This is a genomic window from Pseudoclavibacter sp. RFBJ3 (assembly GCF_002931375.1).
GTDB lineage: Bacteria > Actinomycetota > Actinomycetes > Actinomycetales > Microbacteriaceae > Pseudoclavibacter.
The window spans coordinates 206,419-220,782 of sequence record NZ_PSXZ01000005.1; the positions used below are offsets into that span (position 1 = coordinate 206,419).

The window sequence follows — 14,364 nt, forward strand, 5'->3', positions numbered from 1 at the left end:
TTCCCTTCTCTGTTCACGCGGGGGTTCGTGAGTGAGGTGGCGCGAATGGTTCTCCAGGTGCTTCGGAGCAGGCTCGCTATCGGTTGGCAAGCTGTGCATGTGAATCGGACATGAGCGTGTCGAGCACTGGGGCGATCACGCGGAGGGAGGCGTCGTCGAGCAGCGCCGAGTGGCGAGCCTGGACTCCGCTCGAGGTGACCCGATCCGTGGCGTGCGCCGCCCAGGCCTGTGGGGCTGGCCGGTCTGCCGGCACGTCGACGCGCGCCTCGAACACGTGCAGCCCGCCCTCGAAGGTGGGGATCGGGGTCGTGTCGAGGAGCGCCCCGACGCGCAGGAAGCCGCGCACCATGCGGTCGATGCTCCGTGCCGGGATGTCCGCGAGGGGGTTGCCCGCCGCTGCCAGGACTGCGCGCACCGCTTCGGCGTCGAGCTCGCCTGCTGGGGCCGCCACCTCGTTGGCGTCGAGGAACGCGCGCCACATGCGGTCGCCGCCGTCGACTCCGGCGACGGAAGAATGCTCCGTCGGGTAGGCGTCGATGATGGCGAGGAGCTCGACCTCGTCGCCGCCGCGCTGGAGGTGGGCGGCGAGGTGGTGCGCAAGGCGTCCGCCGAAGGACCATCCGACGATCCGATACGGACCCTCGGGCTGCACGCTCTTCATGGCCTCCACGTACGCGTCGAGCAGCTCCTCGAGCGAGCTGTGCTCGAATTCGTGATCGACATCGGGCGCGATGCCGGGCAGCTGCAGTCCGTAGAGCGGCCGGCTGCCCTCGAGGTGCGCGAGGAGCCCCGCGAACTTCCAGGAGATTCCGCTCGCTGGGTGGACCGCGAAGAGCGGCTCCTGGCCGGCGGTGGAGCCGTCCGCGTCGCGCGCTGGGCGCAGCGGCAGGATCATCCGGAGGCTCTCCGCGATGTCACCGCCACCGTCGCTTGCGAGGGCGGCGAGGCCCTCGACCGACGGCGCCTGGAAGATGGCTTGCACGGGTAGCTCGGTGCCGAGCGCGTCGTTGATGGCCCGGATGGTCGGCTGCGCGACGAACGAGTGGCCTCCGAGCGCGAAGAACGAGTCGTCGGCGCGGACGTCGTCGACGCCGAGCGTCTCGGCGAAGGCCGCTGCCACGGCCAGCTCGGCGCGTGTGCTCGGGGCGCGCCCGGTGCCTCCGCTCGCCTGCTGTTCCGGGAGGGCGTCTCGGTCGAGCTTGCCGTTCGGGGTGAGCGGGATGCGCGCGATGACCCTGATGCCGACCGGATGCATGTAGTCGGGCACCCGTCCGCGAACGGCCGCGAGCACCTGATCGGCCAGCTGTTCCCGCGCCGTGTCGTCCGACTCGGCGGGCAGCTCGCTCGGCACGATCCAGGCGCCGAGCACAGTCTGTCCGGCCGACTCGACGGGAAGGACCACGGCACTGGCGACGCCGGGCTGCTCGGAGATGACGCGGGTCAGCTCCTCGGGTTCCACGCGGTGTCCGCGGATCTTGAGCTGCGCATCGGTGCGGCCGAGCGAGACGACGCGGCTGGGCTCGTCAGGCATCGCGTCCCGCACGACCACGAGGTCGCCGGTGCGGTACATGCGGCTGCCGTCGCGGGCGAAGGGGTCGGCGACGAAGCGCTCGGCGGTGGCTGCTGAGCGGCCCGTGTAGCCGTCGGCGAGCTGGGGCCCGGAGAGCCAGAGCTCGCCGATGCTGCCAGCTGGTGCCGGTCGGAGGCGGGCATCGAGCACGTGGCCGACGACGTCCCGAGTCGTGGATCCGAGCGTGGGCTCCTTCGTGTCCTCGATGCTGGCGAGCATCGAGTCGACGCCGACCTCGGTCGGGCCGTACAGGTTCCAGGCACGGGTGCTGGTCCGGCGACGCAGCCAGGTCCAGAGCTCGCCGCTGATCGCTTCGCCGCCGAGGAGGAGCGTGAAGCTGTCCGCGGCTGAGAGGGAGTCGAGCCAGTGCTCGAGGCCCGTCTGCGCGGTGAGCGCCTCGACGTAGCTCGGCGTCGTCTCCCATGCCCTGATCTGCCGGTCGGCGAACAGCTGGACGAGCGCCTCCGGGTCGCGGCGCACGTCGTTTGCGATGACGTGCAGCTCGTGGCCGCTCGCGAGCCACAGGATGGGGTCCATGGCCGCGTCGAAGCCGACGCCGGTGGTGTGCGCGACGCGGATGCGGCGCTCGGCGGCGTCCGGCAGCAGGGTCGAGCGGTGGCTGCGCAGGAGGCTCGCGAGAGCACGGTGGGGCACCTGGACTCCCTTGGGGACCCCGGTCGTTCCCGAGGTGAAGATGAGGTAGGCGGGGGCGTCGAGCTGCGCGGTGCGCACCTCGGAGCCGCCGGCCTTGCCCGCCTCGCCGGCGGCGCCGGCGCCTTCGGCGAGGATCTCGTCGAGTCCTCCGTCGATGACCAGCGCGGGACGGGCCGCATCGAGCATCGCGTCGACGCGCTCGTTCGGGTACTCGGGGTCGATGGGCATCGCGACGGCACCGGCCCGCCAGATTCCGAGGAGAGCGGCGACGGTGTCGATCGACCGTGGCAGGCGGTAGGCGACGACGCCGCCCCGTGTCACGCCGCTGCGACGCAGCGCCAGGGACACCTGCTCGGTTCGCTCGGCGAGGGTCCGGAAATCGACCGCACCGTCCGGGGCGACGACGGCCGGTGCGTCCGGGGTGCGCTCCGCCGCGGCATCGAAGGCCTCGAGCACGGAGCGGAGGTCCGCGTCCGCAGCCACGTCGCCGTCAGGCCGCCAGGCCGGCAGCCGTTCCGGGGTGCCAGGGATGGTGATCGACGCGAGCGGCGCATCCGGGGTCTCGGTCGCGACCGTGAGGAAGGCGAGGAGTCGCTCGACGAGGCCGTTGGCCGCTGCCTCGCTGAACAGCGCGGAGTTGTACTCGAGCACTCCTGGCACGTCGGAGCCGGCCTCGGCCGGGCGCAGCGTGAAGGACAGGTCGAACTTCGCGCCTCCCGTGCTCTCCGGGGCCACGGGCGAGACATCGACGCCGGGGAGCGCAAGCGGCAGATCGCTCTGCTCTTCCACGGCCAGCATCGTCTGGAACAGGGGGTGGCGTCCGAGCACGCGTTCCGGCGCGACGGCCTCGACGATGCGCTCGAACGGCACCTGCTCGTGGTCGATGCCGAAGAGCGCTGACGCTCGTGCGGCCTCGACGGCGCCTGCCAGGGTGGCGTCGTCTCCGAGCTGGATCCTGAGGGGCAGCGTGTTGACGAAGAACCCGATCAGGTCGCTCAGGTCAGCATCCTGGCGCCCCGCCGACGGGGCCCCGATCACGAGGTCCGTGCCCGAGCCCGTGCGCATGAGGAAGCCGGCGAGCGCGCCGAGCCAGCCGTGGAAGCCGCTCGCGGACGTGCCGGCGGCGACTGAGCCGAGACCGGTGGCGACGTTCGCGGGGACCGTGAAGGCCAGCTGACGCGCCGGCTGGGCGCTCCCGGCTTCGCGGGCGCCGTCTGCGCTGAGCTCCAGCACCGACGGCGCACCGTCGAGGAAGTCGGTCCAGGCGGTGAGCTCGCGTGCTTCGCGTGCCTCGTCCTCATGCGCCGTGAGCAGGCGCGCGAAGTCGGCGAACTGGGCAGGCAGCGGGCGCCGGAGTGCTGCGGAGCCGCTCCTTCGCGCCGTGTACGCGGTTGCGAGATCGTGGGCGAGGGGGGCCAGCGAGGCTCCGTCGGTCGCGATGTGGTGGATGACGAGCTGGAGCAGCCAGGATCCGTCGCCCAGCTCGGAGAGTCCCGCGCGGAAGGGCAGGTCGCGAGTGAGGTCGAACCCGGCGGAGGCGTCGACCGGCTCGCTCTGGAGCAGGCCGGAGACCGGGGCGTGGATGCGCTGCACAGGTGCCCCGTCGGCCTCCGGGTAGCTCGTGCGCAGCACCTCGTGGCGGGCGACGAGGTCGTCGAGCGCGCCGACGAGCGCCACCCGGTCCAGTTCGCCGTCGAGCCGAGCGCTGAGGACGACGTTGTAGTCGCCGGAGCTCGGCGCGAGTCGGTTGAGGAACCAGAGGCGGGCCTGACCGGGGGAGAGCGGGAGCGGTTGTCCGGCTACGCGGGGGTTCGCTGCCGTCCACTCTCGAAGCGGCGGGCGCGTGCTGGAGACCACCATGTGGGCGCCCTCGGTGCGCTCGCCGGTGCGGCCGAGCAGCGCCAGCAGGCCAGCAGGCGTGGGGGCGTCGAAGATCGCGCGGAGCGCCGGTGCGGTGCCGAAGCGCGTGCGCAGCTCCCCGGCAAGCGCGACGGCGAGCAGGGAGTGCCCGCCGAGGCGGAAGAAGTCGTCGTCCAGTCCGACCTCGTCGAGGCCGATGACGGCGGCGAACGCCGCGCAGATGGCGCGCTCGTCCTCGGTCTGCGGGCGCCGCGAACCCGCGGCGGACTCGGGCGCGGGCAGCGCTGCGAGGTCGACCTTCCCGTTCGGGGTCAGGGGCAGACGCTCGAGCACGGTGACGCTCGAGGGCACCATGTAGTCGGGCAGTGCGGCACGGGCGTGGGCGGTGACGGTCTGGGCGTCGGCGGTCCCGGCGACCCAGGCGACGAGCCGCGCGCTGTCCTGTCCGGCAGGCGCGTGGATGGTCGCGACTGCGGCATCCACGCCAGCCGCGCGCTCGAGGCTGCGTTCGACATCACCGAGCTCGATGCGGAAGCCGCGCAGCTTGATCTGGTCGTCGTCGCGGCGGATGAACTCGAGCTCGCCCGATCCATGGCGGCGGACGATGTCGCCGGTGCGGTAGAGGCGGGTGCCGTCGCCGGAAGGGTCGGCGATGAAGGCGGTCGCGGTCTCGGCGGCTCGCCCGCGGTACCCGTGCGCCTCCGAGGAGCCGGCGAGGTGCAGCTCTCCCGGCACTCCGTCCGGCACATCCCTGAGGAATGCGTCGAGCACTCGCGCGGTCACGTTCACGACAGGGCGGCCGATGCGCACGTGTCCTGGTTCGCTGATGCGGGTGACGACGGAATCGACGGCGAACTCGCTCGGGCCGTAGAGGTTCCATGCGTCGACGCCGTCCGCGGCGAGGAGGGAGTCCCAGAGCTCTCGCGAGACAGCCTCGCCGCCGAGCGCGATGAGCAGGGGCGTCTCCCGGTGCGCGGCGCGGTCGAGGAGTCCCGTGCTGATGAGCTGTCGGACGTAGGAGGGCGTGGTCTCGAGCACGTCGATCGCGGCGTCAACGACGCGCTGCACGAGCTCGTCGGCGCTTCGTCGCGTGCTGTCCGTGGCCATCACGAGCGTTGACCCGGCGGCGAGCCAGAGGATCGGGTCCCAGGCGGCGTCGAAGCCGAGGCCGGCGACGTGGAGGACACGCGGGGCTCGCCCGTCGAGGCGCGAGCGCAGCGGGGCGATCATGGCGTCCTCATGCTGCGCCTGGACGTTGGCGAGCGCGGAGTGCGGGACCTGCACTCCCTTGGGGGTGCCGGTCGTGCCCGAGGTGAACACGAGGTAGGCGGGCTGCTCGGCATGGGGGAGCTCTGGCAGGCTCGTGTTCTCGGCGCTCTCCCCGAGCGCGACGAGCGCGGCGGGGGCGACTGCCGGAGTGCCGGAGTCAGCGGCGAGGGTGGCGAGCCGGTCCGCATCGCTCGCGACGAGCAGCGCGGGCATGCTCGCCTCGAGGATCTGCGCGATGCGCGCGTCCGGGTAGTCGATGTCGATGGGAACGGCGATCGCTCCGCTGCGGAGCGCGGCGAGCACGAGGGTCACCGCGTCGCCCGAGCGCGGAAGCGCGATGGCGACGCGATCGCCGGGACGCACACCGGAGGCGACGAGCCCCAGGGCCGCGGCGTCGACGCGGGCTCCGAGCTCGGCGAACGAGAGGTTTTCGTGCGCGTCCTCGAGCGCAGAGGCCCGGGGTGCGTGGCGGATGCTGGCCGCGAGCACGTCGAGGACGGTCCCTTCGACGGTCAGCGAGCGGCCACGGGCCTGCGTGTCGATGCGGTGCCGCGTCGCCGCGTCGACGGCGGGGATCTCCGAGAGGGGGCGCTCGATCGTCTCGACCATGGCGGCGAGCATCCGGTCGACCGTGTCGCGCATGCGCTCGATCGTCGATTCGTCGAAGAGGGCGAGGTCGTAGGCGAGCGCGGCCTCGAGCGGCCCCGCGTCGCCAGCGGGCGTCGAGAAGTCGAGCATGAGGTCGGTCTTCACGCCCGCCGTCGTCACCTGGCCAGGGACGGTCACCTCGACATCACCGAGGTCGAGCCGGGCTGGCTCGGTGTTCTGCAGCGTCAGGAGCACCTGGAAGACGGGGTGGCGATCGGCGACGCGAGGGGGGCGGACGGCGTCGACGACAGCATCGAACGGCACGTCCTGGTGCGCGTAGGCCTCGGTGTTCCCCGCCCGGACGCGCTCGATGAGCTCGGCGAGGGTCGGGTTGCCGACGAGCGAGGTGCGCAGCGCGACCGTGTTGACGAAGAAGCCCACGAGCCGCTCGAGCTTGGGGTCGACGCGGCCCGCGACCGGTGTGCCGAGGACGATGTCGGTGCCAGCGCCGTGCTGACCGAGCGCGGCTGCGACCGCGGCGTGGAGGACGATGAAGAGGCTCGTGCGGTGCTCCGAGGCGACACGGCGCAGCGCGAGGTGGCGTTCGGCGTCGAGCTCGAAGGCGAGGTGCCCGATGTCGCTCGGCCGGCTCCCGCGCTCGCGGTCTCGCGGCAGGTCGATCTCGTCCGGTGCGCCCGCGAGCGCCCGGCGCCAGAAGTCGAGCTGGGTGCTCATGGCGCTCGTGGAGTCCTCCTCCGAGCCGAGCGACTCCCGCTGCCACAGGGTATAGTCGGCGTAGGAGACGGGCAGCGCGGGGGACGGGGCGGCGCTCGAGCCGGCGGACTCGGGAGCCGTGCGCGCCGTGTAGGCGGCGGAGAGGTCGGCGGCGAAGGGCGCGAGCGACCAGCCGTCCGAGGCGATGTGGTGCATGGTCGCGACGAGCACGTGCGAGGTCGCGGAGCGGCGCAGGAGCACAGCGCGCAGGGGAACCTCGTCGGTCACGTCGAAGGGGCGCAGCGATTCCTGCCTGACGATCTCGTCGACGCGGTCCGCGGGGACCTCGACGGCCGTGAAGGAGGGGGCGCCCTCGTTGATCGGGAGGATGCGCTGGCGCGGCTCCCCATCGATGTACGGGAAGACGGTGCGCAGCGGCTCGTGGCGCTCCGCGACGTCCCGGAACGCCCAGCGGAGGGCGGCAACGTCGAGCTCGCCGTCCAGGTGCAGCACGACGGGGATGTTGTAGGCGCTCGAGCCTGGCTCGAGGCTGTTCAGGAACCACAGGCGACGCTGGGCGAGTGAGACGGGGAGCTCGTCCGCGTGGGGTGTCGGAACGAGCGGGAGCGTCCGAGCGGCGTCGGCATCCTCGGCATCGAGCGAGGCGAGGCCTGCGACCGTGGGCCGCTCGAACACGTCGCGCACCGTGACCTGGCGTTCGAGGCGCTCGGAGAGCTTCGAGGCGAGCTTCGTGGCGAGCAGCGAGTGCCCTCCCGCAGCGAAGAAGTCCTCGTCGACGCCGATCGAGGTGATGCCGAGCACGTCGGCGAACGCCTCGGCCGTGACGCGCTCCGCGCGGGTGCGGGGCTGCTGCACGGGGTCGCTCGGCGCCTGGTCCGGAGCGGGAAGTGCGCGCCGGTCGAGCTTCCCGTTCGGCGTTATCGGCAGCTCGCTGAGCGCGAGCACGCTGCTCGGAACCATGTAGCCCGGCAGCTCGGTCGCGAGGGAGGCCCTGGTGCGGGCGGCCAGGTCCGTGATCTCGCTGTCACCGGTCACGTAGCCGACGAGGCGGGCGGATGCGCCTTCGCCGACCACGATCGCGGCGGCGGCCGAGACGCCGGGCTGCCGACGCAGCGCGGCCTCCACCTCGGCGAGCTCGACTCGGTAGCCGCGGATCTTGATCTGCTCGTCGATGCGGCCCAGGAAGCGGAGCGAGCCGCTGCGGCGGCGACGCACGACGTCTCCGGTGCGGTACATGCGCGTCCCGTCGCCGGCGAAGGGGTCGGCGAGGAAGCGCTCGGCGCTGAGGCCTGGCTGCCCGACGTAGCCGGAGGCGACGTTCGCGCCGGCAAGGTACAGCTCGCCGATCGCGCCGTCGGGAACGGGCGTGAGCGATGCATCCAGGAGGTAGTGGCGCGTGTTGCGCACGGAGGTGCCGATGTGCGGCTCGGAGCCGCTCTCGATCGGCGCGATGAGGCTGTCGACGGTCGTCTCCGTCGGCCCGTAGAGGTTGAGTGCGCGGACGTCCGGCTGGGCCGCCAGGACATCCCAGAGCGCGGGTCCGACGGCTTCCCCGCCGAGCGCGATCTCGGTTGGGTAGCGGTCCTGCTCGAACAGTCCGCCGGCGATCAGCGCCTCGGCGAACGACGGGGTCGTCTCGATCGCGTCGATCCCGTGCTCGGCGAAGTATGCGGCGAGCCGCTGGGGGTCACGACGGACGTCGTCGTCGATCATGTGCAGCTCGTGGCCGGCGAAGAGCCAGAGTAGCGGGTCCCAGGCGGCGTCGAACGAGAGGCCAGCCGTGTGCGCGACCCGCGCCGGCCTGCCGAGGCGCTCGGCTGCGGGGTCGAAGATCTCTGCCCGGTGGTGCTCGAAGAGGTTCCGGAGGGCGAGGCGGTCGACGCCGACGCCCTTGGGGCGGCCGGTGCTGCCCGAGGTGAACACGACGTAGGCCAGCTCGGAGGGGGCAACGGTCGGGAGGCCGCTGGGGTCCGCCGTCTTCCGACGCCAGGCGACCGACGTGTCGGCGTCGATCGGGAGGGTCGCGACCCGCCACTGCGCTCCCGCCGCCAGGTCGCGCTGCTCCTGCGCCTTGCTCGTGAGCAGGAGCGCTGGCTGCGCGTCTTCGATCATGTTGCCGACTCGGTCGATGGGGTACTCGGGGTCGAGGGGGACGTACACGCCGCCGGCCTTGAGCACCGCGAGCACCAGCACTGGGAGGTGTCGGCTGCGCTCGATGCGCACGGCGACCGTGCGCCCCGCACCGACGCCCTCGCCAACGAGGTGGTGGGCGAGCCTCGTCGAGAGCGCGTCCAGTTCAGCGAAGGTGAGCGTGCCGTCTGCGGCGACGACGGCCGTCTCCGCGTCTCGGACCGCTGCGACCTTCGAGAAGGCACGCAGCACGGACTCCTGGCCGATCGGGACGTCGTCGCCTGAGCCCTGCTCGAGGAGCCCCGCGATCTCATCGGCGCGCACGACGTTGGCGTCGGTGACGGTGGTGGTCGCAGGCTCGTCGAGGACCTGCGAGAGCAGCTCGAGCATCCGCCAGGCGTGCTCGCGCAGGACGTCGCTCGTGTACAGATCCGCGTCGCCCTCGAGCTGGAGCGTCGGCGCGGCGGCCTCGCTCGTGAGCCCCGAGATGACGACGGACAGGTCATGCACCGGTCCCGTCGACAGGATGTTCACGGTGCCCCGCGCGCGGCCGAAGACCAGCTCGTCGATGACGGGGAGGAGATTGACGGAAGGGCCCGCGAGCGCGTGCGTCTGGGCCACCTCCTCGACTCGGAACTGCTGGTGGGCGACGGCGCCGCGGACCGCGTCACCGGCATTGGCGATGACGTCGGAGAGGCTGAGCCCCGCGGAGACGTCGACGCGCAGGGGGAGGATGCTCGAGAGCATCGAGGGGGTCGTCTTCGCGACCTTGCCGCGACGCGCTGTGACCGGGAGGCCGAGGGAGACCCGCGCCTGTCCGGTCATCTTCGACAGGTACAGGGCCACGAGGCCCACGGCCGTCTTCGGCAGGTCGCGGCCCAGCGCTCGCAGACGAGCCGCGTCGGCCTCCGGGATGCTCGTCGAGACGCGCACGACGCGCTTGGCGGCGCGTCCGGTCGTGCCCTCGAGGCCCGTGACGACGCTGTCGTCGGCGAGCTGGGCGCGCCAGTAGTCGGCATCCGCCTCGTGCTTCTCCGACGACGCGTACTCGTCGAGATGCTCGTGGAGCTCGTGCAGGCCGGGCAAGGGAGACGCGCTCCTGGCGGCGAGGTGCGCGATGGGCCCGGACAGGAGCGTGCCGAGCACGCCGCGAGGGGCGCTCTTCTCGAGCCGGGTGTATGCGCCGGCGAGGTAGCGCAGGCCGACGACGGCCGAGTAGCCGTCGAGGAGCACGTGGTGGACGCGCTGGAACAGGAGCCAGCGCTCCTCGGCGACGCGGTACAGCGTCGTGCCGAGCAGGTCGCCGCCGGTCATCGACCGGGGCGTCTCCAGCTCGAGGTCCATGCGCTCGCGGGCGACCCGGACCGCCTCCTCCTCGCCGAGCTGGCGCAGATCGGACGTCGTGAGGAGGTCGGCCGTCGGGGAGGGGCGCTCGAGCACGGCGTACGGCCCGTCGCCGTCCTCGGCCAGGACGAGGCTCATCGCGTCGAGGTCGGCAACCGTCTTCGTGAACGCGATCCGCAGCAGCCGCTCATCGACCTGGCCACGGAGATCGAGGTACTGCCCGATCTGGTAGCTGGGGTTCTCGGGGTCGAGCTGCTGGGCATACCAGATGCCCAGCTGCGCTGCCGTGAGGGGAAGGCGATCTGGGGAACCCGCGGTGGTCTGCTGGTTCGTCTCGATGCGGCGGCTGGTCTCGGTCACTGTGCGCTCCTCATAGAGGTGCCGAGGTCTCCCTCGGCACCTGATGTCCTGCTCGGCGTGCGGCGCTGGCCGCTGGGCTGCCTCCTTCGGGCGGAGGCGGACCCGCTACTGGAACTGGCCGATCTGGAGAGAGTTGAGGAGACCGCCGAGGTCGATGAGCGGGCCGTCGATCAGGGGGCCGTTGATGAGGGCACCGCCGGCCAGCGTCGACACGGAGCTCGAAGCCGACGCGGGTGCGAGCTCGGCGGCGCTCGCGGGAGCGGCCGTCAGGGCGACGGCGCCGAGGGAGAGGGCTGCGGCCGTGGAGAGGCTGGCGATGGTCCGAGTCGTCGTCTTCTTCATGTGTTGCTCCTCAATTCGCTGTGTCCGGGGTTGGTCACGGGGGTCGTTCGGAGCGCATCTGGCGGCGGTTTGGCAACAATCCCGCGTCTCTCGGGCATTTCACAGCTAGCCTGAACCCGTGTTCGACTGGCTCATAGCGCTCCCCCCACTTCTTGTCGTCCTCCTCGTGGCGGTCATCGTCACGCTCGAGAGCCTCGGCCTGCCCCTTCCGGGCGAGAGCGTGCTCATCGCAGCCGTGCTCATGAGCGTCGCGGGCACGGGTATCGACCCCTGGCTGCTCGCCGCCGCCGCGGCCGTCGGCGCCATCGTCGGCGACTCGATCGGCTACTACATCGGCAAGCGCTGGGGCGCCCGCCTGCTGCGCTACCTCTCGCAGCGGTACCCGAAGTACTTCGGCGTCGCGCGCATCAACGCCGCGGTCGGGCTCATGCAGAAGTGGGGTGCGTACGCGGTCTTCTTCGGACGCTTCATCGCGCTCCTCCGAGTCTTCGCCGGCCCGCTCGCCGGCGCCATGGCCATGCCGTACGGGCGCTTCCTGCTCGCGAACGCGCTCGGCGGCATCGCCTGGGCCACGGGCGTCACCGCCATCACCGTCGCGCTCGGGAAGAGCGCCCTGGCACTCATCCACGCCTTCGGCTGGGCCGCGCTCGCGGTCGCCGCGGTCCTCGTCATCGTCATCGTCGCGATCGTCGTCTATCGAGCCCGGCGCCGACCTGAGGGTGCGGAGGCGACGAGCGAGACCGAGCAGGAGCTCGACCTGCTCATCCCCGCGGCGAAAGACGCGCAGGACTCCACCCCGGGAGACGCCGCCGCTCGCGACGCCCTCGCCGCAGCCGTGCGCCCGATCGGCACCTTCGCTCGCCGGGCCCCATTCACGACCGCGCTCTCGCTCGTCATCATCGCCATCGGCATCGCGACGGGGGCCATGTGGCACCTCTCACGGGCGCAGCCCTGGTACGGCGATGTCGCCTTCGGCATCCCGCCGCTGGAGGCCGGCATGTGGTGGACCCCCATCACCGGATCGCTGCTCGGCGGCGGCGCCTGGCACTACGGGCTCCTCATCGTGCAGCTGCTCATCGTCGGCGGCGTCTTCGAGTTCCGCTTCGGCTGGAAGCGCACCGCCCTCGTGTTCCTCGGCGGCCAGGCCCTCGCGGTGCTCGGCACACTCGCCATCGTCGCGGCGCTCGCTCCGACCGGCTGGGAGTGGGCGACGCGCCTCGCCGACGACCTCGACGTCGGCGCATCCGGCGGCATCGCCGCCCTCACCGCGGCGCTGGTCTGGGTGCTGCGTCCGCCGTGGCGCCTTCGACTCGGGCTCGCGCTCGGGGCGCTCGTCTCCCTGCGCCTCCTCTACGTCGGCGACCTCGCCGACATCGAGCACTTCCTGCCGGTCACCGTCATCTTCACGATCTACGCCGTGCAGCGCCATCGCAAGACGGGCCTCGCGACGAGCACGCGCGAAGACCGGCTGATCGCGTTCACGGCCCTGATCGCGCTCGGGGCGGCCCAGGTCGTCGCCGCGTTCTTCTCGCTCGACGGCCCGCTCGGCAAGACGGACGCGGAGACGGAGACGTGGGTGGGCGTCGCCATCGACGTCGTCGTCATCCTCCTCGTCGCCAACGGGATCAGGCGGGGCCAGCGCTTCGCCTGGGTCGTCGCGGTGGCGCTCGGCGTCTTCAACCTCCTGGAGCTCGCCCTCATCGTCGTCGTGGTCGCGACCTCCGGCAGCCTCGACGAGGGCCTCACCATGAACTTCGCCGGCTCCCTGCTCTGGGTGCTCGTCGTGGTCTTCCTCATCGTCGCCCGCCGCTCGTTCGCGGTCCGCGTGCGGCCGTCGAAGAACTCCCTCTCGGGCGAGCGCCGAGGAACGGTCGAGGAGGCTCGCGAGATCCTCCCGAGGGTCGGCGGCAGCACGATCTCGTGGATGACGCTCTGGCCGCGCAACCACTACCTGCTGAGTGCGAAGAAGGACGGCTACATCGCCTACCAGGAGTACTCGGGCGTCGCCCTCGCGCTCGGCGACCCGGTCGCGCCGAAGGAAGAGCTCAGCGACCTCATCCACGACTTCGCCTCTCGGGCCGAGCTCGCCGGGCACACGCCCGCCTTCTTCTCGGCGACCCGCGCGACGGTGGATGCGGCCCCCGCGAGCTGGCAGCGCGTGCAGGTCGCGGAGGACACGATCATCGACCTCCCCGGGCTCGAGCTCAAGGGCAAGCCATGGCAGCCGGTGCGCTCCGCCGTGAACCGTGCAGAGCGCGAGGGCATCCGCTTCAAGATGACGACCCTCGCCGAGGAGCCATGGGCGGTGCTCGCGCAGGTGCGCGCGATCTCGGAGGACTGGGTCGGCGACAAGGGACTGCCAGAGATGGGCTTCACGCTCGGCGGCGTCGATGAGGCCCTCGACCCGGCCGTGCGCCTCGGCATCGCGATCGACGACGACGGCAGCGTGCACGGCGTCACGTCGTGGCTGCCGGTGTACGGACAGGATGGCGCGGTCCGCGGCTGGACGCTCGACCTCATGCGTCGGCGTGACGGCGGTTTCAAGCCCGTCATGGAGTTCCTCATCATCTCCTCGGCCCTCGCCTTCCGGGACGAGGGCGCCGCCTTCGCCTCGCTCTCCGGAGCGCCGCTCGCGGGCTCGGGGCAGGCGGAGGCGACGGCGCTCGACCAGGTGCTGAGCCAGGTCTCCGAGCTCCTGGAGCCGCTCTACGGCTTCTCCTCGCTGCACAGCTTCAAGACGAAGTTCAATCCGCGATACGAGCCCATGTACCTGCTCTACCGCGACGAGGCCGACCTCCCGCGCATCGGCATCGGTCTGACGCGCGCCTACCTCCCGACGGCGACGACGGGTCAGCTCATCAGGGCGGGTCTCGGCGCGGGCAAGTAGCGTCTCGCGTCCTTCGCGCCGAGCCGGGCCGCGTCGGCGAGCCACTGCTCGCGACGCCGCTCGGTCGAGGTCTTGACGGGGGAGTAGCGGGTGACCGCGATCGGCCCGAGGCCGACGAAGCCGAGCACGTGGGTCTTGAGCTGCCTGATCGGCGTGTTGCCGGTCAGACGCAGGTAGATGCCGGGGCTGTCCGCGGTGAGGATGATGCGCGCGCTGCGTCCCTTGAGCAGGCCCTTCGGCAGCGGGCCGGAGGCGTCGTAGGCCATGCGCGGCAGGAGCAGCCGGTCGAAGAACCCCTGCAGGAGTGACGGGACCGAGCCCCACCAGACCGGGGTGACGATCACGATGCGTGCGGCGTCCTGGATCGCGCTCCAGGCTTGCTGCAGATCTGGTTCGAGCTCCTGGCGCCTGGTGTAGCCGCGTCGGAGATTCTGATCGAAGACGAGGTCGCGGACTGCGAGGACCTGAGCGTCGCCGTGGGCGTCGGCATAGCGCGCGGCGAGGGCCGCGCAGAGCGAGTCGGGGTTGGGGTGGCCGTCGATGACGAGGGTGTGCATTCGGGCTCCAGAGCCTTGAAGTGGACAGTGTCAAGATGGGACGACAGTCAGCTTAGCTATGATGTTGC

4 protein-coding genes are annotated in these 14,364 nt (G+C 71.8%); 1 reads left to right on the top strand and 3 read right to left on the bottom strand.

What is annotated here, in order from left to right; genetic code table 11:
- Positions 1 to 76: 76 nt before the first annotated feature.
- Together C5E07_RS07150 and C5E07_RS07155 are read right to left on the bottom strand one after the other, a co-directional pair.
- Complete coding sequence (locus C5E07_RS07150) at positions 77 to 10,510, bottom strand: non-ribosomal peptide synthetase (RefSeq protein ID WP_104298935.1); 10,434 nt, start codon at positions 10,508 to 10,510, stop codon at positions 77 to 79.
- Positions 10,511 to 10,615: 105 nt separating this feature from the next.
- On the bottom strand, positions 10,616 to 10,852 hold the full coding sequence (locus C5E07_RS07155; RefSeq protein WP_104240838.1) for a hypothetical protein: 237 nt from the start codon (positions 10,850 to 10,852) through the stop codon (positions 10,616 to 10,618).
- Between the two features lie 118 nt (positions 10,853 to 10,970).
- Between C5E07_RS07155 and C5E07_RS07160 the strand changes: the two genes are divergently transcribed.
- Positions 10,971 to 13,739, top strand: coding sequence for a rhomboid family intramembrane serine protease (locus C5E07_RS07160; RefSeq protein WP_104298936.1), 2,769 nt, complete (start codon positions 10,971 to 10,973; stop codon positions 13,737 to 13,739).
- Here the strand turns inward: C5E07_RS07160 and C5E07_RS07165 are convergent.
- Entirely contained in the window at positions 13,703 to 14,296 is a 594-nt protein-coding gene (locus tag C5E07_RS07165) for an NAD(P)H-dependent oxidoreductase (protein ID WP_104298937.1), read from the bottom strand. The genes C5E07_RS07160 and C5E07_RS07165 overlap by 37 nt on opposite strands.
- Between the last annotated feature and the right edge of the window lie 68 nt (positions 14,297 to 14,364).

Excerpts from the sequence above, each read along its gene's own strand:
- C5E07_RS07165 (WP_104298937.1), bottom strand. The coding sequence starts at position 14,296 with ATGCACACCCTCGTCATCGACGGCCACCCCAACCCCGACTCGCTCTGC.
- C5E07_RS07155 (WP_104240838.1), bottom strand. The coding sequence starts at position 10,852 with ATGAAGAAGACGACGACTCGGACCATCGCCAGCCTCTCCACGGCCGCA.